Source organism: Mesorhizobium sp. B2-4-7 (assembly GCF_006442685.1).
Classification (GTDB): Bacteria; Pseudomonadota; Alphaproteobacteria; order Rhizobiales; family Rhizobiaceae; genus Mesorhizobium.
Genome location: NZ_VFVH01000002.1, coordinates 322,402 through 342,536, shown reverse-complemented (window position 1 = coordinate 342,536; position 20,135 = coordinate 322,402). Strand labels below are relative to the sequence as shown.

The 20,135-nt window shown below is 63.4% G+C and carries 16 protein-coding genes; 7 read left to right on the top strand and 9 right to left on the bottom strand.

The window, feature by feature from the left end; genetic code table 11:
- Positions 1–13: 13 nt before the first annotated feature.
- Complete coding sequence (locus tag FJ946_RS08305; protein ID WP_140524385.1) at positions 14–1,018, top strand: cytochrome d ubiquinol oxidase subunit II; 1,005 nt, start codon at positions 14–16, stop codon at positions 1,016–1,018.
- A gap of 141 nt (positions 1,019–1,159) precedes the next feature.
- Positions 1,160–3,772 carry a mechanosensitive ion channel family protein gene (locus FJ946_RS08300; RefSeq protein ID WP_140563797.1) on the top strand — a complete coding sequence of 871 codons (2,613 nt, stop codon included), beginning with the start codon at positions 1,160–1,162 and terminating at the stop codon, positions 3,770–3,772.
- A 94-nt stretch (positions 3,773–3,866) separates the two neighbouring features.
- Here the strand turns inward: FJ946_RS08300 and msrA are convergent, their stop codons facing one another.
- The 5 genes from msrA to FJ946_RS08270 form a co-directional block, all read right to left on the bottom strand.
- Complete coding sequence (msrA, locus tag FJ946_RS08295) at positions 3,867–4,592, bottom strand: peptide-methionine (S)-S-oxide reductase MsrA (protein WP_140491732.1); 726 nt, start codon at positions 4,590–4,592, stop codon at positions 3,867–3,869.
- Between the two features lie 133 nt (positions 4,593–4,725).
- The gene (locus FJ946_RS08290) at positions 4,726–5,004 is read right to left on the bottom strand and encodes a hypothetical protein (protein ID WP_140491730.1); all 279 of its coding nucleotides are present in this window, start codon (positions 5,002–5,004) and stop codon (positions 4,726–4,728) included.
- 120 nt (positions 5,005–5,124) lie between these two features.
- The gene (locus tag FJ946_RS08285) at positions 5,125–5,829 is read right to left on the bottom strand and encodes a DUF1223 domain-containing protein (protein WP_140563795.1); all 705 of its coding nucleotides are present in this window, start codon (positions 5,827–5,829) and stop codon (positions 5,125–5,127) included.
- Between the two features lie 311 nt (positions 5,830–6,140).
- On the bottom strand, positions 6,141–6,512 hold the full coding sequence (locus tag FJ946_RS08275) for an endonuclease domain-containing protein (protein ID WP_140491726.1): 372 nt from the start codon (positions 6,510–6,512) through the stop codon (positions 6,141–6,143).
- Positions 6,513–6,690: 178 nt separating this feature from the next.
- Entirely contained in the window at positions 6,691–7,770 is a 1,080-nt protein-coding gene (locus tag FJ946_RS08270; RefSeq protein ID WP_140563791.1) for a TadE/TadG family type IV pilus assembly protein, read from the bottom strand.
- Positions 7,771–7,979: 209 nt separating this feature from the next.
- On the opposite strand from FJ946_RS08270, the gene lepA reads away from it, so the two are divergent.
- A complete protein-coding gene (gene lepA / locus FJ946_RS08265) occupies positions 7,980–9,785 on the top strand; it encodes a translation elongation factor 4 (RefSeq protein WP_140563789.1) in 1,806 nt (601 codons plus the stop codon).
- An 8-nt stretch (positions 9,786–9,793) separates the two neighbouring features.
- Here lepA and FJ946_RS08260 read toward each other — a convergent pair whose 3' ends face one another.
- From FJ946_RS08260 to FJ946_RS08250, 4 genes are all read right to left on the bottom strand, one after another.
- Positions 9,794–12,313: a DEAD/DEAH box helicase family protein gene (locus FJ946_RS08260; RefSeq protein WP_140563788.1), complete on the bottom strand. Its 2,520-nt coding sequence runs from the start codon at positions 12,311–12,313 to the stop codon at positions 9,794–9,796.
- Between the two features lie 87 nt (positions 12,314–12,400).
- Positions 12,401–12,991, bottom strand: a complete 591-nt coding sequence (locus tag FJ946_RS30720; protein WP_181167592.1) for a hypothetical protein — start codon at positions 12,989–12,991, stop codon at positions 12,401–12,403.
- Between the two features lie 112 nt (positions 12,992–13,103).
- The gene (locus FJ946_RS08255) at positions 13,104–14,744 is read right to left on the bottom strand and encodes an ABC transporter substrate-binding protein (RefSeq protein WP_140563786.1); all 1,641 of its coding nucleotides are present in this window, start codon (positions 14,742–14,744) and stop codon (positions 13,104–13,106) included.
- Between the two features lie 244 nt (positions 14,745–14,988).
- Entirely contained in the window at positions 14,989–15,795 is an 807-nt protein-coding gene (locus FJ946_RS08250) for an undecaprenyl-diphosphate phosphatase (protein ID WP_140563784.1), read from the bottom strand.
- Between the two features lie 316 nt (positions 15,796–16,111).
- On the opposite strand from FJ946_RS08250, the gene FJ946_RS08245 reads away from it, so the two are divergent.
- From FJ946_RS08245 to mepA, 4 genes are all read left to right on the top strand, one after another.
- Complete coding sequence (locus FJ946_RS08245; RefSeq protein ID WP_140491712.1) at positions 16,112–16,804, top strand: glutathione S-transferase family protein; 693 nt, start codon at positions 16,112–16,114, stop codon at positions 16,802–16,804.
- Entirely contained in the window at positions 16,785–17,939 is a 1,155-nt protein-coding gene (queG, locus tag FJ946_RS08240; RefSeq protein WP_140563782.1) for a tRNA epoxyqueuosine(34) reductase QueG, read from the top strand. The genes FJ946_RS08245 and queG overlap by 20 nt, the downstream gene beginning before the upstream one ends.
- The gene (locus FJ946_RS08235; RefSeq protein ID WP_140563780.1) at positions 17,936–18,838 is read left to right on the top strand and encodes an SDR family oxidoreductase; all 903 of its coding nucleotides are present in this window, start codon (positions 17,936–17,938) and stop codon (positions 18,836–18,838) included. The genes queG and FJ946_RS08235 overlap by 4 nt, the downstream gene beginning before the upstream one ends.
- A 154-nt stretch (positions 18,839–18,992) precedes the next feature.
- Positions 18,993–20,078 carry a penicillin-insensitive murein endopeptidase gene (gene mepA / locus FJ946_RS08230; RefSeq protein WP_140563778.1) on the top strand — a complete coding sequence of 362 codons (1,086 nt, stop codon included), beginning with the start codon at positions 18,993–18,995 and terminating at the stop codon, positions 20,076–20,078.
- The last annotated feature ends 57 nt before the right edge of the window (positions 20,079–20,135 follow it).

The window sequence follows — 20,135 nt, the reverse complement described above, 5'->3', positions numbered from 1 at the left end:
GAGAGAGAGAGAAATGACCTATGACTGGCCGACCCTGCTCCCCCTCATCTTCGCCGGCCTGATGGGCCTCGCCATCCTGATCTACGTCATTCTCGACGGCTTCGATCTCGGCATCGGCATCCTGTTCGCGGCGGCCGAGGACGCCGAGCAGGACACCATGATCGCCGCCATCGGCCCGTTCTGGGATGCCAACGAGACCTGGCTGGTGCTGGCCGTCGGCCTTCTGCTGGTCGCCTTTCCGATGGCGCATGGCGTCATCCTCAGCGCGCTCTATATCCCGGTGTTCGTGCTCCTGGTCGGCCTCATCCTGCGCGGCGTCGCCTTCGACTTCCGCGCCAAGGTGGCGACCGAGCGCAAGCACCGCTGGAACCGCATCTTCTTCCTCGGCTCGCTCATCGCCTCGCTGGCGCAAGGCTATATGCTGGGCGTCTATGTGCTTGGCCTCGACTTCGGCCTGGGGGGCATGGCGTTCGGCGTGCTGGTGGCGTTCTGCCTGGCGGCGGCCTACGCCGCGATGGGGGCGGCCTGGGTCATCTACAAGGCCGAAGGCGACTTGCAGAAAAAGGCGGTGCGCTGGCTGCGCACCACATTGGTGCTGACTGCGCTCGGCATGGCTGCCGTGTCGCTGGCCACGCCCTTCGCCAGCCCGCGCATCTTCGCCAAATGGTTCGTCCTGCCCGAAATGCTCTATCTGTCGCCGCTGCCGATCCTGTCGGCGCTGCTGTTCCTGTGGCTGTGGCGGCAGACCTCTCATCTGCCCAGGCCCGACGACCGCCATTCACTGACGCCGTTCCTGACGCTGGCCGCCATCTTCGCGCTGGGCTTTGCCGGGCTCGCCTGGTCGTTCTATCCGTTCGTGGTGCCCGACAGGCTGACCATCTGGCAGGCGGCTTCCGCACCCGAAAGCCTGGCCATCATCCTGGCCGGCACCGTGGTCGTGCTGCCGATCATCATCTTCTATTCCTTCTATGCCTACCGCGTGTTCGGCGGCAAGGCGAGGGACCTGACCTACGATTGAAGGGCCAGGCGACGGCGCGAAATCATCGCCTCCGCCTGCCGCCTGTCGCCGGCCGGAAAGACAATATTCATCTTCACGCGCAATAACCTTCCGCGACATGCTGCGGCCTGATGGCAGCGGTCCGAGAAGAAGGGCAATGCAATGCGCGGTGTCCCGGTTGCCTCGATAGAACACGATCCGCAGGCGCGGCAGCGCTACGCATCTTTCCCAAGAAAATCGCTACGCCGCTTTCCTGGGGTTGCTCTGGTCCTGATCCGCCTGGTCACGCTGATCGCCGCGCTCGTGCTGGCCGGCCTGCTGCCTGTCATTCAGCCCGCTCATGCCCAGCAGACGGCCAACTGGGCCGGTGTCTGGGACACCAAATGGCGCGGCGGCGGCGCCCAGATCACCTTCGAGCAGGACGGCGCCGAGGTGAAGGGCGTCTATCCCCTGTACAACGGCCGCATCGAAGCCAAGGCCGAAGGCGAAAAGCTGTTCGGCCGCTGGTTCGAGGGCAGTCGCCAGGGCGAGTTCAGCTTCGTCATGGCGCCGGATGGCGCGAGCTTCATGGGCCGTTTCGAATCCGCCACCGCCGAATGGTGGACGGGCGTGCGCGTCGACGCCGCCGAGACCCTCAAGGTCGACCAGACCAGCCCCATGACGACGATGCGCTCATTCCTGCAGACCATGAACGAGAGCGGCGCCGACAATGTGCCGCGCGCCACCGGCGGCGGCATGGGCCTTGCCGCGCTGGCGGCCGGCCTGGTCGACGTCACGGAGGCCGATCGCGGCGGCCTCAACATGCCCGATTACACCAAGCTCCTGTTTTCGGTGATCGACAACGCCACCTTGCGCCTGTGGAACCTGCCGCATGATGCGATCCCCGGCGACGAGGTGACAGCCAGGCTGCAGCAATATGGCAGCAAGGTTTTCTTCGACGTCACCTTCCGCCGCAAGGCCGGCGAATGGTTCATCGTCGGGCCGCAGCTCGCCGTGCTGCAGGCCAAGCTCGCCGAGTTCCAGGCGGCGCGTGGCGAAGCCCCCGACATGGTCGACGATCCGGCCAAGCTCGCCTCGCCGCGCGACACGTTCAAGATGCTGCTCGGCGGCATCGCTGACCAGAATGGCGGTTCGACGCAAACGGCGCTCGACATGCGCGGTTACAATCCGGCGGTGCGGTCCGACGAGGCGGTTCTGCTCGAGAGCTATCTCAAGAAAGTCATCGACCGCATCGGCTACGTCTACTGGCAGGAAATTCCCGACGATCCCCAAAGCAACACGCCCTATGTGTATTTCGAGCATCCGGCCGGCAACATCGTCGTCGCTCCGGTGGGGACGGAGAAAGGCGGCAAGCTGTGGAAATTCACGCCGGAAACGCTGGCCAACATCCGCACGCTCTATGCCGATATCGAGGATGCGCCGGTGGCGCCGGAATTCACCGCCTTCGCCAGCAACGATCCCTTCTTCGCCACCAGGGGCCTTGCCCGTGAGATCAGCCCTGCCCTTTTGACCCGCGCCGGGCCGATCGAACGCTGGCAATGGCTGGGGCTCGGCATTGCCGGGCTTGCCGGCATCGCCTTCGGCTTCCTTGCCAACGCGGTGATCGTGTTCTTCGCCGGCCGCGGCAGGAGTTCCGGGCGGGCCGGCTTCTTCCGCGTCGTCGAATGGGCGGTGCGCTCGATCTTCCTCGGCCTGTTCCTGCTGTTTGCGCTGCGGCCGCTCGGCTTGCCGCAGGTGATCGCGGCATCCGCCAAGGCGGCGGCCTGGAGCCTGATCCTGATCGGCGCGGTTCCCGTCGTCTGGCACCTGATCGGCAAGATCGCCGAGCGCTACCGCGCCACCTTCAACGTGCCCGGCTACCACGAGACGCTGATCTCGCTGCTGACCGGCGTGGCGCGCATCGCCGCCCTGGTGGTCGCCTTCCTGCTCCTGGCCGAGGTGCTGGCGATCCCCTATCAGGGCGTGCTGGCCGGCCTCGGCATTGGCGGCCTGGCGGTGGCGCTGGCGGCGCAGCCAACGCTGCAGAATTTTCTTTCCGGCCTGACGCTCTATGCCGACCGGCCGGTCAGCGTCGGTGACTTCTGCAAGTTCGGCAACCAGTCCGGCACCATCGAGCATATCGGCATGCGCTCGACCCGCATCCGCTCGGTCGACCGCACGGTGATCTCGGTGCCCAATTCCGACTTCGCCGGCATGCAGATCGAGAACTACGCCCATCGCGACCGCACCCGCTTCGCCACCACGCTGCAATTGCGCTACGAGACGACGCCCGACCAGCTGCGCTACACGCTGGCGGCGCTGCGCAAGCTCCTGATCGCTCATCCGCGCGTCATCGACGACCCGTGCCGCGTGCGCTTCGTCGGCTTCGGCCCCTATTCACTCGACATCGAGGTCTTCACCTACATCACGACCGCGGATGGCTCGGAGTTTCTCGCCATCCGCGAGGACATATTGCTGTCGATGATCGCGGTGATGGACGAGGCCGGCGCCCAGTTCGCCTTCCCGGCGCAGCTGGAATACAGCGCCGCCGACCTGCCGCTCGACCAGGAAAAGCGCATCGCCGCGGAAAAGCGGGTCAGCGCCTGGCGCGAGGAGGAAAAACTGCCTTTCCCCGATTTCAGCCAGCTCGACAGGCTGGAGCTCAACGACAGCCTGCCCTATCCGCCGCGGGGCTCGGTGCAATACCGAGAAGCCCAGTCCGCCCCGGCCACGGTCGAAACCAAGGCCTCGCTGGAGAAGGCGCGCTGGAGCCTGCCGTGGCGGAAGAGGGTGTAGCCTTCTTCGCAGGAGAGGCCGCGATCCCTCGCGCCCCCCTCTGGCCGGCAGGGCAGCAGGAGGCGCTTCCCGCCAGCGCCTCCGCTTCTGAACCTCAATTGCTGGCCGACAGCACCAGCACCGGCTTGTCGCTGTAAAGCTTCGGGAACAGCGTCTTCAAATTCGCCACCTTTGGCAGGTCGTTGTAGACGATGTAGGGATAGGTCGGGTTGAGCGTCAGGAAATCCTGGTGGTACTCCTCGGCCGGGTAGAAGGTCTTGCCGGTTTCGATCGTGGTGACGATGGGCTTGGAAAACAGCTTGGCCTGGTCGAGCTGGGCGATGTAGCTCTGCGCGATCTTCTTCTGCGCCTCGTTCTCCGCAAAGATAGTCGAGCGGTACTGCGTGCCCTGGTCCGGACCCTGGTAGTTGAGCTGGGTCGGATTGTGGGCGACCGAGAAATACACCTGCAGCAGCTGGCCATAGGTGACTTTGGAGGGATCGTAGGTGATCTCGACGGATTCGGCATGGCCGGTGCGGCCGGTGCCCACGGTCTCGTAGACGGCGTCGTCCTTGGCGCCGCCGGTATAGCCCGAGACCGCCTTGGTGACGCCCTTGACGTGCTGGAACACGCCCTGCACGCCCCAGAAGCAGCCGCCGGCGAAGACTGCCGTCTCGCTGCCGCCCGCTGCCTTTTCATCCAGCGCCGGCGGCGGGATCACCACGGCATCCTCCGCCGAAACCGCTGGGGTGAGCCAGAAGGCGGCGCCCGCGACGGCGAGCGCGAAAGCTGCGAGCGCGCCGCGGACGAAGCCGCTCGAACGGTTCTTGATGTCGGTCATGGTTGCACTCCTCATGGCTTGCATAGGGTCCAGTCTATTGAATTAGCGGAGCCGGCGCGATGCGCGAGTTGCGGCGGAGGCTCACATTCTCGTGCGGCCCCAGCGGGTGCGTAACTCTCCGCCGCGGCTTGACCTAGTTGGCAGGCTTCATCGCATCCGTCGCCGGCTTCATCGCGCCAGTCGCCGGCTTCATGGCGTCCGCCGGTTTCATCGCATCGGCTGCCGGCTTCATGGCATTGGTGGCCATCGGGTCGGCCGGCTTCATCGCATCGGTTGCCGGTTTCATCGCGTCGGCGGCGGGTTTCATGGCGTTGGTGGCCTCGTCGGCACGGGCGATGCCGCCGGCCAGCAATGCCGTCGAGCACAAAGCGAGCGCAAGCGCCGGCAACGTCAGGCGGGAAAGAACGGTCATGATGGTCTCCTTGGTTGGGTGGCGCGCCCACGCGGCGGCCGGCTGTTGCGGCGCCGCAGGCGCGGCGCTGCGCAATTTCTGATGGTCTCTCCCCGCAAACGGGAAGTTCCCGGAGGTAAGCTAATCGGCGGCGGCGGCCAGGATCGGCCCGCCGCCGGGCGACTGCACCAGCACTGCAGTGCTGAGGCCGTTGGCGGCCGCCGGCACGTCGAGCGTCGTGGCCTCTCCGGTCCAGCTGCCGAGCTTCTTCAGCGCATGCACGACATTGCCGTGCGGCAAGGTGCGGCCGGTGTTCTCGCCGCGCGCCACGGGCACCTCGACGACGCCCCTGGCATAGCGCACCAGCCAGATGTCGGCTTTGCCGCCCGGCACGCTCCCCGCGCCGATGCTGGCCTTGCCGCCATCGAGCGACAGCGACGGTCCCTTGATGCGTCCGCTCGCCGCAATCAGCCGTTCGATCTCGCCGGGCGCGGCGCCGACCGCATCGGCACGGCCGTTGACCACCACCTGCGGCGTGAACGGCCCGTCACGGCCGAGCGGCGGCTCGTAGCTCACCTGGCGTTGCGTGAACTCCTGCCGGCCGAAAATGTCCTTCCAGCCGAGATAGTCCCAGTAGGTGACGTTGAAGGACAGCGCCAGCACGCCGGGCTGGTCCTTGACCTTGATCAGATTGGCATTGGCCGGCGGGCAGGACGAACAGCCCTGGCTGGTGAACAGCTCGACAATGGTAAGCGGCTGCGCCGCGGCCGCACCGACCGACGCCGCGAGCGCAAGCGCGCCCAGGCTGGACACTGCGAGAAACCTGCTGCGTTTGGCTTGCGACATGGAATTGCTCCGTGGGTGACGGCGCCGCGACGCGCCGCTCATGTCCCCACTTCGCCGCCAATTATCGCTTCGTTACAGCGCTCACCGGTTTGTGATTGAGCGCCAGCGGGTTCTTCCTTCTCCCCCTGTGGGAGAAGGTGGATCGGCGCGCAGCGCCGAGACGGTTGAGGGGTGTTCCAGCGGAGTGAGACGTTGGCGTTTCCTGGAACAGCCCTCATCCGACCTCGCTTCGCCAGGCCACCGCCCGGGGGCGAGCCACGCGTCCCGCCCGTCCTTCGGACCCCACAAGGGGAGAAGGGAAAACGGCGCCACTATCTCCAGGGCTGCAGACTTCTGTCCCGCACATAGGCGATGATCGTGTCGCAAACGGCATTCATCTCTTTCAGGACATCGTCGTTCCAGAAGCGCAGAACGCGAAAACCCCTAGCCTCCAGCTCGGCCTTGCGGATCCGGTCAGCATCCGAGTCCGCGTGTTGGCTGCCGTCGATCTCGATAATCAGCCCGGCTTCGAGGCAAACGAAATCGGCAATGTATTTTCCAAAAGGAACCTGGCGCCTGAATTTGATCCGGTCCAGTCTGCGGTCTCGCAGTTCCTGCCAAAGCCTGTCTTCCGCTTCCGTCATGTCACGGCGGAGTGAGCGAGCAAAGTTGCGCTTGGCGGGGGTGACGGGTTGGTGCGGCATGGCGCCAGACTAGTCGAACGCTGCGATCCGTCTATAGCCCCGGCGGACGGGACGAGGCCGAGCGCAAAAGGGCTGTTCCAGCGGAGTGAGGCGTTGGCGTTGCCTGGAACACCCCTCATCCGACCTCGCTTCGCGAGGCCACCTTCTCCCACAAGGGGAGAAGGAAGAAGCCGCAGTGTCACTGCGTCAGCACCGTTTGCGAGGGGCGCTGGTTGAAGTCGCATTTGCCCATCACGGTGTAGAAGAAGTCGGCGTTGACGACAGGCGCCGGCACGGCGGAGCCGCCGTCTTCCCAGGCCTGGTAGCCTGTCTGGCCGCACGGCACGGCGGTGAAGATGTCGACGGTCTGGCCCGTGGCGATTTCGGGCATGTCGGTCGGGCTGGTGCCGATATAGAGCCGGTTCGAGGTTTTAGGGTCATTCGACCTGAGCGTGGTCGGCTGAGCCGGTTTGGCCGTCGCGGCGGAAGGCACGTCCATCTCGAGATAGAGCTGGTCCATCTGGCTGACGTCGATGACCGCGCCGGCGCTGTTGGCCGGTGTGGTGGTGCAGACGGTCTGCCGCATGATGCCGTTGCCGTCGGTGCTGGTGATGGCGCCGGAGGGCGTGTTGTTGAAATTGGCGACCGTCGTGGTGTTGCACACCTGCTGCTGCACCTGGGTAAGCGTGGTGCCGCTGACGGTGGAGACGGTGGTGGTGCCATAGCCCTTGGGATCGCCGCCCTTGTTGTAGACATAGCTGATCTGCATCAGCTTCTGCTTCGTGGTCGAGCCAAATTGCGTGCCGTAGAGATACATCGTCTTGTCCCACCAGCCCGACGCCTTCTCGATCTTGAAGGTGGTCTGCACCAGGGCCGCCGCCTTGTTGACCGCCGAGGTGACGCCGACCGGCACGGTGTCGATTCTGGCGATCTGCATGAAGTCGGTCGGCATGGCGAAGCTCGCCGAGGCCTGCGCCGTGGCGGTGCCGTTGGCCGCGATGGTGAAGCTCACCAGCGTGGCGGTGCCTTGCCCGCCATTGGCGGCAAAGGTGTCCCGGAGCATCTGCTGGCGGGCCGCCAGCGTTGTCGTCTTCGGCAGCGTGGTGGTGGCCAGCGTCGCCGCGTCGAGCGCCTGCTGCATGTTGGACCGGGTCTGGACCGCCGACGTATAATCGACCGAGAAGCCGACGACGGTGACCAGCGGCACCAGGCTGATGAAGAACAGCGGCATCATCGAGCCGCCGCGAGAGCGGGCGAACTTTCCTGCAAGCCCCGGCATTTTTTCTTACCCCAAAAAACGGTTACCTGCGGGGGAACTAACATGCGCCGGCAAACCGGGGTCTAAGAGGATCGTTCAAAGTTTAAGCATCCGGCCGTGCCCGCCGGCCGTTTCGGGCTTTTCCGCCCGGCTCACCGCTTTGTGATGACCGGGGGCGCCTTGCGCCGCAAGCCTTGCCGCAGCAAGCCGCCCCTGCTAAAGCGCGCGGCATGAGCACGCCCCTCGACCACATCAGGAATTTCTCCATCGTCGCCCATATCGACCATGGCAAATCCACCCTTGCCGACCGCCTGATCCAGCTCACCGGCGGGCTGGAGCTGCGCGACATGAAGGAGCAGGTGCTGGACTCGATGGACATCGAGCGCGAGCGCGGCATCACCATCAAGGCGCAGACGGTGCGGCTGAAATACCGCGCCAACAATGGCGAGGACTATATCCTCAACCTCATCGACACGCCCGGCCATGTCGACTTCGCCTATGAAGTGTCGCGCTCGCTGGCCGCCTGCGAAGGCTCGCTGCTGGTGGTCGACGCCTCTCAGGGCGTCGAGGCGCAGACGCTCGCCAATGTCTACCAGGCCATCGACAACAACCACGAGATCGTCGTGGTGCTGAACAAGGTCGACCTGCCGGCCGCCGAGCCCGAGCGCATCCGCGAGCAGGTCGAGGAGGTGATCGGCATCGACGCTTCCAACGCCGTGCTGATCTCGGCCAAGACCGGTCTCGGCATTCCCGATGTGCTGGAGGCCATCGTCCACCAATTGCCGCCGCCGCGCGAGGGCGACGCGAGCGCGCCCTTGAAGGCGATGCTGGTCGACAGCTGGTACGACGCCTATCTCGGCGTCATCGTTTTGGTGCGCGTCATCGACGGCGTGCTGAAAAAAGGCCAGACCATCCGCATGATGGGCACCGGCGCCAAATATCTGGTCGAACGGACCGGCGTGTTCACGCCCGCCCGCATCAATGTCGAGGAGCTCGGCCCCGGCGAGTTCGGCTTCTTCACCGGCTCGATCAAGGAAGTGGCCGACACGCGCGTCGGCGACACCATCACCGAGGACAAGCGCCAGACCGCGCACGCTTTGCCCGGCTTCAAGCCGGCGCAGCCGGTGGTGTTCTGCGGCCTGTTCCCGGTCGACGCCGCCGATTTCGAGGATCTGCGCGCCGCCGTCGGCAAGCTGCGTCTCAACGACGCCTCCTTCTCCTATGAGATGGAAACCAGTGCCGCGCTCGGCTTCGGCTATCGCTGCGGCTTCCTCGGCTTGCTGCATCTGGAAATCATCCAGGAGCGGCTGGAGCGCGAGTTCAACCTCGACCTGATCGCCACCGCGCCATCGGTCGTCTACCGGCTGCTGCTCAATGACGGCTCGGTGAAGGAACTGCACAACCCGGCCGACATGCCCGACGTGGTCAAGATCTCGGCCATCGAGGAGCCGTGGATCCGCGCCACCATCCTGACCCCCGACGACTATCTCGGCGGCATTCTGAAGCTCTGCCAGGACCGGCGCGGCATCCAGGCCGACCTCTCCTATGTCGGCAAGCGCGCCATGCTGACCTACGGCCTGCCGCTCAACGAAGTGGTCTTCGATTTCTACGACCGCCTGAAGTCGATCTCCAAGGGCTATGCCTCGTTCGACTATCACCTCACCGACTATCGCGAGGGCGACCTGGTGAAGATGTCGATCCTGGTCAACGAGGAGCCGGTCGACGCGCTCTCCATGCTGGTCCACCGCACGGCGGCGGAAAAGCGCGGCCGCCAGATGTGCGAGAAGCTGAAGGAGCTGATCCCGCACCATCTGTTCAAGATCCCTATCCAGGCTGCCATAGGCGGCAAGGTCATCGCCCGCGAAACCATCTCCGCCCTGCGCAAGGACGTCACCGCGAAGTGCTACGGCGGCGACGTGAGCCGCAAACGCAAGCTGCTCGACAAGCAGAAAGAGGGCAAGAAGCGGATGCGCCAGTTCGGCAAGGTGGATATCCCGCAGGAGGCGTTTATTCAGGCGCTGAAGATGGGGGATTGAGGGGGCCTTTATTTCGTTAAACTAGCAAGTATGCCCTCTATTGACCACTTCTCCTCTTGGCCAACACGATTGGCATTTATAAATCTTTCTACAGGTGTAAGTGCACTCAAATCGCCCACTATCGCACTAAATTCACGCCAAAGCTGCCTCATCGAATCGAACGAGCAAATATGCATCAAATCTGATGGGCTTGCTTTTTCTGAGATAGCTGTAGCTTGAGTGTATATTAGCAGGCCTACCAGTTCATAGTTGGGGAATTCTTGTCTAATCCACTCAACGTGATTATGGCTTTGACCGATATCTTTTTTTGAGATCTCGGAAGAGTCCTGCTTGTCGCTCTTAAGCTCTATTCCGATAATCTTCTTCGCTCGATGGTCGATCCATATGCCGTCGGGCCCGACGCCGTGATCAGTGCATGGGCGCCGCGCATCAAAGCCCAAAGCGCTACCGAATTCCCTTATTCCTTCTTCTGCCTTTTTGTGATCTTCCTGTTGAAAGGCCATCGCAACCGTCTCTGCGACCTTCCCAATCCGCTTTACCAACATAGGCCTGTCAAGCGCCAGGAATTGACGGAGCCCCTCTTCCAAAAATGTCGTTTCATCCTGTAGACCCGACTCAAGTCCTTCTGGTTTAGGTCTGCGCGGAAGTGGCAATCGGCCTCCAAGTTTTTTCCGGGCCTCATCAAACCAGTCGTACATCGCGTCGTCTTCACCAATAGCGAGGTGAGCGATACCAACCCAGAGAGAATACCAACCGTGCAACCTCGGATTTATCTGCGAAATATCCGAAAAATCTCCTCTGAACTCATCGATGGCTCCGCTGAAATCGCTTTGCCAGAGTTTTAGTATAAACCTTGACTCCTTCTTAGCGTAAATATCATCTAATTTATTTTCCCTCTCCCGGTCAGCTATCTTTTTATCATCAAGATTTTGGTTATCTATATGAGCCGCGTAAAAGGAAATCCAATTCTCGTCCCTATTTATAATTTGGTCAATCAAAGCATCAACCTTTTCTGATTGTATGTCTTTAATCTGCTCGTTGAAAGACTCCGAAAGCCGAATCTGTTCCTGCAATATTCTAGGGAAGCTCGAAATATTCCGGGTGTTTCGTATCCAGTTCTCAACTTCCCGGTTGGGAATAATATAAAGCCCAAAATCATTCTTGCCGCGATTTATGCGCCCAAAGAGCTGGGTGATCCGGCTGGCTACCGTGGAAAGAAACGCCCTATCTAGGCGCAGCGTGTCGAACGAGTAGCGCTCAAGCTGGGTAATGCCGACGGGTAACCCATCTACCACCATTATTCTGCATTGATCATCCGGGAGGTCGATGCCGTCATAGCGCCCCACGAGAATGAAAGCGCCACTGTCTGCCGCACGGAATGCATTTAGCCTAGCACTAAAATCGGCGTCATTGGACGGTTGATCCACCACTGTCCGCCAAGACAATGCCCTCTTGTCGCTTGGGACGGCGATCAGAACTTTGTGGCGTTGACTAAGTTTTCGCACGTTGCCCGTGTCGTTCGTGAACTTGGATACCGAACTGCCAAAAAGAAGAACTCGTTCGCCCCGGCCGGCGTCCACGGGCGGTTCAATGGGAATTGACGACCGGCCAAATGCTCGAATGACATCAGCTTTCGATTGAATCGTCGCCGATAGAAAAACTTTCGGCGCCGCGTTGTCTTCAAGAATATTCATGTGAAGAGATGGGAGAAATGGCGGCGTTATCTCGATACGATCTCTCGAGATAGTGATTGCGCAAAGCCCTATCCGCCCCCTTAGATAGTCAAGCGATAGTACGTTTGACGTATCATTGTCCGATATATTATTCTTCAGTATCTCCTGAAGCCGACCGGAATGCTTGAAGACCCCAACCGGAGGCGCCAAAGCAATTCCCCCGCTAGACTCATTAACCGCTTGATCGAAGTTATGAGCAATATTCAATTCGTCAAAAATTGTGCGAATCTCTGCTGCCAAGGAATGAAATAGTTCTGGACTGTAGGTCTTGTTTGCGACTATCGTGAATGCCTCTCGGACAAGCCGTTCCCCCACATGTGCGTCATCAAATATGATTGCACCAGGAGCCTTTGCGCCCTTGAACTTTGTCCGCGCTGGCAATAACGCCTGGTATGTCGTCACGCAAAATGACTTGCCCTGTTCAAACTTGTCGTCCGAAAACGCGCTTCCATAATATGTTGTTGGATTTATTCCAACAGAATTTGCCTCTTTTAACGTTTGCTTGATTAGGTCAATAGTTGGGCAGGCATATAGTACGTTCTGATATCCACGGTTAACGTAACTTTGAGCTATCAACACGCCGACCAGCGTCTTTCCTGCACCCGTGTACATTGAGATAATGGTATTTTTGTCGTAATGCTTAGCCCATTCATCAAGGGCGAGGGCTTGGCCTTGCCAAAGCTCCTTTATCGAGGATTTCCCAGAGGGCCGTCGGCTAAATATTTCCTTTGGATCGTGAGGCTTGTCGCCAGCCCCCGGCTTCTTCAGACCCCCAAAGTCAAACGTTTCAACCATATCACCCTCCCAAGCACTAAGTGATAGCCTTACACGAGTTTTCCTTGCAGTATAGTGTATTGTTTTTCGGGGCGACGTTCGAGCGGACTAGCTCATGCTGCCTTTGTCGAACTCTTTGACGCCTACGTCGTCAACTGCTTCGTATTTGTTTCCTTCGACGTTCGGGGCGCACTCGTGGTCGCCACCGCCCAGATAGGGATGAAACATCAGCGGCTTGGCAGTGCCTGCGTAGCCGTCGCAGGCTCCTGACTTCCTGGCCGACGAGACTTTGTTGATGGCCGGCAATGCGGCGGGGCTGGAGGCCAGCTTGCGCTCGGCGGCATCTCGCTTTGGGCGGCAGCGTTTGTCATGCTTAGCGAGCCCAGCACTTTTGCGCTCTGGATTCGGCTCACCGCGCGCGCGGGGGCGCTTCAATTTCAGGCGTTGGCGCTGCCCCTCATCTGGCTGCCGCCATCTTCTCCCCGTAAACGGGGCGAAGGACGCTATCATCGCCGCTTTCGCCAATCGCCAGCGCTGCAGAAAGAGCGCCGGCGTCGCGGCCAGCTTTCCTTCTCCCCTTGTGGGAGAAGGTGGATCGGCGCGCAGCGCCGAGACGGTTGAGGGTGTTCCAGCGGAGTGAGGTGATGGTGAATCTGCTTTGATTCGGCGGTTGTCGACGCCCGCGCCGAGCTGGAGCACCCCTCATCCGACCTCGCTTCGCCGGGCCACCCTGCCGGGGCGAGCCACGGGTCTCGCCCGTCCTTCGGACCCCCACTTTCGTGGGGGCGAGGAAATCAGGTCGGCGCTCGCCTCACACCTCCAGCCAAACCTTCTCGAAATGCTGCTCCAGCGCCTGGTGCTGTTCGCAGCCTTCGACGCCCTTGCGATAGGTCCGGTAGACCGAGCGCCAGTAGGGTTGGATGATGATGCCGCTGTCTCGCAGATTCTTCTCGATGCCGGCCATGATCTCCTTGCGCTGGGCGGCGTCGGGGGTGGCGAGCGCCTTGTCGAGCAGTTCGTCGAACTCCTTGTTGGCGTAGGCGCTTTCGTTCCAGGCGGCGCCCGATTTATACGCCAGCGCCAGCACCTGGACGCCGAGCGGGCGGCCCAGCCATTCGGTGCAGGAGAAGGGATATTTGCTCCAGTCGTTCCAGAAGGTGGCGGCGGGCAGCACGGTGCGCTTGATCTTGAGGCCGGCCTCGCGCATCTGCGCCGCTATGGCGTCGCCGGTGCTCTTCTGCCATTCGACGTCGACCGAGATGAGGTCATATTCATGGTCGGCCTTGCCGGACTCGGCGAGCAGCTTCTTCGAGGCGTCCACGTCGCGCTTGGCCGGGCCGATATCGGCATATTCGGGGTGCATGGGGCCGACATGGTGGTTGTCGGCGGGCTTGCCGCGGCCGCCGAGGCCGAGCGCCAGCACGGCGGAGTTGTCGACGGCGAGCTGGGCGGCGCGGCGCACCTTCACGTCGTCATAGGGCGCGTTGGCGACATTGAAGCGGGCGACGATGGTGGAGCCGGTGGCGATCTCGGAATTCTTCAGGCCCATCTGCTCGGTTTGCGAGACGGCATCGGAGGCGGTCTCGTGGTCGGTGTCGATCTCGCCGGATTCGAACGCCGACAGCATGGCGTTGGGGTCGGAGCCGTAGTCGATCCACTGGATCCCATCCAGGTAGAATTCGCCCTTCCACCAGGGCTTGTCCTTGCGCTTCACCTCGGCTCCCGTCTCGGCGTCCCACTTCACCAGCTCGCAAGGGCCGGTGGTGATCGAAAGCGCCTTCAGGGGATCGCCGTCGCCCTCATAGGAGCGGTGCATGATCAGCGCGGGATAATCGGCCATGCCGGCGATCAGGGAAATGTCGGGCTTGGGCAGGTTGAGCTTGATCGTGTAGTCGTCGACCTTCTCGATGCCGCCATCGACCACCTTCTTGGTGTCGGCATTGACCAGCGCGCCCATGCGCGCGGCGACCGAATTGCCGGCAACGCCGGCCTCGCACCAGCGGTTGAGGTTGTGGACGACATCGTCGGCGTTGAAGGCATCGCCGTTCGACCAGGTGATACCCTTGCGCACATGCAGCGTGAGCGTCTTGGCGTCGTCGCTCATCTCCCATTTTTCGAGCAGCCAGGGCTCGAACGAAAAATCGGTGTTCCAGCGGACGAGGTACTCGTTGCAGTGGCGCGCGACATTGGACATTTCGACGCCGTCGAAGGTGCGCGGGTCCTTGAACCCCTTGACGTTCATGGCGACGCGCAGCACGCCGCCCTTCTTGGGCTCCGCCGCGCGGGCGGGCGTGGGCGCCAGCCCGCCCAGGGCAAAAGCGCCGGCGGCGCTGACGCCGAGCCCGGCCATGAGCGCAAAATATTCGCGCCGGTTGATGGCGCCGCTCCTGAAATCCTCGGCGACGGGTTTGGCCCGCGGGTGCAGTTTCCTGTCGGTCAGCATGAATTTCATCGTCGTTCCCTCTTGTTGGGCGCCCGGCCGGCCGCGTGCGCGGGGGCGGATGCGGCTCGCCGGACGCCATTGCCTAAGGGATGATAGGGCGAGCTTACGCAGCGGAGTGTTCTGGAATCCGCAAGACTTGTGCGCTGCTCCGCAGGAGGTTTGCATGAAGGGGGCCCGCGAAGGCCTTCACCTTCGTCATCCACGGGCCTGCGCGGCGTCGCTGCGCTCCTTGCTTCGCCCGTGGATGACGAGGTCACCCCCAGATCATCAGCGCGGCCAGCCCGACGATGCCGACCACCAGCCGCCACCAGCCGAACAGCGCATAGCCCTTGCGCGAGACGTAATCGAGCAGCAGGCGCACCACGAGCAGCGCGGTGACGAAGGCGGCGACGAAGCCGACGGCGATGATCGGCAGGTCGGCCGACGTCAGCACGTTGCGGTTCTTGAACAGGTCGAAGGCGAAGGCGCCGACCATGGTGGGGATGGCGAGGAAGAAGGAAAATTCCGCCGCCGCCCGCTTGTCGACGCCAAGCAGCAGGGCGCCGACGATGGTCGAGCCCGAGCGTGAAGTGCCGGGGATCAGCGACAGGCACTGGAACAGCCCGATCTGCAAATAGAGCCGCGTCGGGAAGCGTTCGACGTCGCGGTACATCGGCTTGAGGTTCATGCGGTCTACGGCGAGCAGCACCACGCCGCCGATGATCAGCATGATGCAGATCAGCCGCGGCGATTCGAACAGGATGGTCTTGATGAAATCATGCGCCAGCGCGCCGATGATGGCCGCCGGCAGGAAGGCGATGAGGATGCCGATGACGAAATGCCGCGTCAGCCGGTCATGCGGCAGGTCGAGCAGCATCTGCCACAAGCGCCGGAAATAGACGCTCAGAATGGCCAGGATGGCGCCGAGCTGGATCAGGATCTCGAAGGCCTTGCCGGTCGAGTGGAAGCCGAGAAAATGGCCGGCGAGCAGGATATGGCCGGTCGAGGACACCGGAATGAACTCGGTCAATCCCTCCAGCAGACCGAGCAGCAGGGCTTCGACGATTGTCTGGCTTTCCATTGGCTACCTCGGCATTCGCTGGATGGGCTGACAGGGCTTGCTTGTCATGGCGCCGAACTCCCCCTATAGGTCGCAACACCCTGACGGCCCGCTTACCGGGCGGCCAAGACTTACCGGTGCGCCCGGCGATTCGCCAGTGTGGCAATCCGGAATTCGCCACACCCGGGAGGAGCGCGATGCGCGAATTCCGGATTCTGAGCCACACTGCCAACTTTAGTTCTGGTGTGGTTTGGATTTGAAGTTCCTGAACGCGGATGCCGTTGAGGGACAGGAACTTCAAATCCAAACCACCAGTGCGCTTTATCATCGCGGAACCATGCTGACGCTTTTCCATCATCCCATGTTCGCCTCCTGCCGGTTCGTGCGCCTCGCTTTCGGCGAGTATGGCGAGGAACTGGCGCTGATCGAGGAGAAGCCGTGGACGCGGCGCAAGGAGTTCCTGGCGCTGAACCCGGCCGGCACGCTGCCGATCCTTTTGGCCGAGGGCGACGTGCCGATCGTCGGCGCCACGGTCATCTCGGAATATCTCGACGAGACGCGCGGCGTCCTGAAGCGCGACAAGCGCCTGTTCGCCGAGGACCCGATGCAGCGCGCTGAGATCCGCCGGCTCACCGACTGGTATCTCCACAAGGCCGAGAGCGAGGTCACCCGGCATCTGGTGCGCGAGCGCGTGCTGAAGCCGGTCATGCCGGAAACCGCCGGCGGCGGCTCGCCCGATTCGGCCGCCATCCGTGCGGCGCGGGCCAACATCCGCCAGCACATGAAATACACCAACTGGCTGGCCGGCACCCGCCACTGGCTGGCCGGATCGAGGGTCACCTATGCCGATCTCGCCGCCGCCGCCACCCTTTCGGTGCTCGACTATCTCGGCGAGATCGACTGGCGCGAGCACACTGCCGCGCGCGAATGGTACACGCGGGTCAAGTCGCGGCCTTCGTTCCGGCCGCTGTTGACCGACCGGGTGCGCGGCCTGTCGCCGGTGTCGCATTATGCGGACCTCGACTTCTGACGCCGCAAAACTGCGCGCGCTGATCGACGCGCAGGCGCGGCGCGCCGGTTTCGAGGCGGTCGCCGTCACCACCCCCGATGCGATCCCGCTGGCGCCGGCCCGGCTCGCCGCCTTTGTCGAAGACGGGTTCCACGGCTCCATGGGCTGGATCGCCGAGACGCTGCAACGCCGCAGCGAGCCGTCAAGCCTGTGGCCGCAGGTGCGTTCGATCGTCGTGCTGGCGATGAATTACGGGCCGGACCACGATCCGCGCGACCTGTTGGCCAGGCGCGACCGGGGCGCGATCTCGGTCTACGCGCAAAACCGCGACTATCATGACGTGATGAAGGGCCGGCTGAAGGAAATCGCCGGCAAGATCGTCGCGCGGGCGGGAGGTGACGTCAAAGTCTTCGTCGATACGGCCCCCGTCATGGAAAAGCCGCTGGCCGAGGCCGCCGGGCTCGGCTGGCAAGGCAAGCACACCAACCTGGTCAGCCGGCAGCACGGGTCCTGGCTGTTCCTCGGCACGATTTTCACAACCGCCGAACTGGTTCCCGACATGCCGGAGGAGGACCATTGCGGCTCCTGCCGCGCCTGCCTAGACGCCTGCCCGACCCATGCCTTCCCGGCGCCCTACCGGCTCGATGCGCGGCGCTGCATCTCCTATCTCACCATCGAGAACAAGGAGCCGATCCCGCATGAATTCCGCGAGGCGATCGGCAACCGCATCTATGGCTGCGACGACTGTCTCGCCGCCTGCCCATGGAACAAGTTCGCCAAGGTGGCGTCCGAGGCCAAGCTCGCCGCGCGCGACGATCTACGCGAGCCGGCGCTGGCCGATCTCCTGCGGCTGGACGACACGGCGTTTCGCGCCTTCTTTTCCGGCTCGCCGGTCAAGCGCATCGGCCGCGACCGCTTTGTCCGCAACGTGCTGATCGCTGCCGGCAATTCCCGCGATGCCGCGCTTGCCGGCGCCGTGCGCGCCTTGCTGGCAGACGCCTCGCCGCTGGTGCGGGGCGCGGCAATATGGGCGCTGGCGCGGCTGGTGCCGGAGGCCGAATATTGCGAACGCGCCGCAGCCGGCCTGAAAACCGAGAGCGACGCGGCCGTGCGCGAGGAATGGGCGCGGCCGGTTCCAGCCAGGGCGCCTGCATGAGTGAAAAGCGGATATTCATTTTCGGCGCCGGTTATTCGGGCAAGGCTTTTGCGCGCGCCAACAGGGAGTCCGCCACGACGGTCCGCGGCACGACGCGCTCCGCGGAAAAATTCGAGGCGCTCCGCCAGGCCGGCATCGCGCCGCTGCTGTTCGATGGCGCGCTGACCGGCGAAATCGGCGATGCGCTCGCAACAACAACCCATCTGGTGATCTCGATCGCGCCTGAGGAGGCCGGCGATCCCGTGCTGAATGCCGCCCGCGAGGCGATCGTCCGGATGCCTGCGCTCGAATGGATCGGCTATCTCTCCACCGTCGGCGTCTATGGCGACCATGGCGGCGCCTGGGTCGACGAGACGGCGCAATGCCGGCCGGTGTCGAAACGCTCGGCGATGCGGGTGGCGGCCGAGCAGGATTGGCTGCGGCTTGGCCGCGAGATCGGCCGGCCGGTGGCGGTGCTGCGGCTCTCCGGCATCTACGGCCCCGGCCGTAACGCCTTGGTCAATCTGGAAAACGGCACCGCGCGGCGGCTGGTCAAGCCCGGTCAGGTGTTCAACCGCATCCACTGCGACGATATAGCCGGCGCGCTGTGGCATCTCATCGGGGATAATACGGGCGGCATCTTCAACGTCACCGACGATGAGCCCGCGCCGCCGCAGGACGTGGTGGCCTATGCCGCCGCGCTGATGGGCATCACGCCGCCGCCCGAAATTTCCTTCGAGGCCGCCCAACTTTCGCCCATGGCGCGGTCCTTCTATGGCGAGAACAAGCGCGTCGCCAACGCGGCGCTCAAGGCGACGGGCTACCGGTTCCGCTTCCCGGATTACCGCGCCGCCTTCGACCATATGTGGGCAAGCGGCGACTGGCGCGACGGCGCGCCGCGCAGCCCGATGAAGCGCTGACGCATGCCGGGAAGCACGTGCCACGGTTCGGTCGGAATGCGTCGGAAAAGAAAACAGGGCGGTTGACCGGTTTGTGAAAAACGGAACCGCTCCGGCGATCGAAGCAACGTCCATTGCGTGCTATGATTCGGGCTTGGGTTTGCGGCGGGGGTTCATGGAGACAGCGATGCGGCTCGGCAAGCGTTTACAGCTGGCGGCGGCTTTTGGCCTGCTCGCCCTCACAAGTCTTGCCGCGCGGCCGGCAATGGCCGAGGAACGGGCAAAAGACCTGTTCGGCGCCGAGAGACTGCCGGCGGCGGCCGCGCCGCAATCCTTCGGCTTCTACTCCAAGGGCTGCTTTGCCGGCGGCGTCGCCATCCCCATGGACGGCCCGACCTGGCAGGTGATGCGGCCGTCGCGCAATCGCCGCTGGGGCCATCCGGCGATGATCGCGCTGGTCGAGAAACTGTCGCGCGATGCCGTCGCCGACGGCTGGCCGGGCCTTTTGATCGGCGACATCGCGCAGCCGCGCGGCGGCCCGATGCTGACCGGCCATGCCTCGCACCAGATCGGGCTCGATGCCGACATCTGGCTGACGCCGATGCCCAGCCGGCCGTTGTCGATGGCGCGGCGCGAGACGATGAGCGCGACCTTGATGGTCGACGAAAAGACGCATCTGGTGAAGGACGCGCTGTGGACGTCGGCGCATACGCGGCTTTTGAAGCGCGCGGCGAGCTATCCCGAGGTCGAGCGCATCCTGGTCAATCCCGGCATCAAGAAGAAGCTCTGCGACACCGTCAGGGGCGACCGCTCCTGGCTGCGCAAGATCAGGCCGTTCTGGGGCCACGACTATCATTTCCACATGCGCATCGGCTGCCAGCCGGGCTCGCCCAACTGCAAGGCGCAGGAAGCGACCCCGGCCGACGACGGCTGCGGCAAGCCGCTGGCCTGGTGGTTCACGCAGGAACCGTGGCGGCCCAACAAGAACCCGGACGCGCCCAAGGCGCGCGACCTGATGACCATGGCGAACCTGCCGAGAGAATGCCGCGCCGTGCTCGACGCGCCCGGGCCGGCCTCGGTCGAGGCGGCCACCTACCATGGCGGCGTCGTGCCGGTCGCCGTCGCCGCGCCCGAACCCGAGGCGCCGTCGCTGCCCGCCACCGCGGCCAGCGGCACGGCCGGCCTGCCAGGCATGGTGAACGCCTTCACCGCGACGCCCGAGATCGGCGTGCCGGTGCCGCGGCCACGGCCGGGAAACTGACCGCGTGATTTGACGCCCCGGCGCTTCGCCGCCGTTCATTCGTCACCCCGCGAGCAG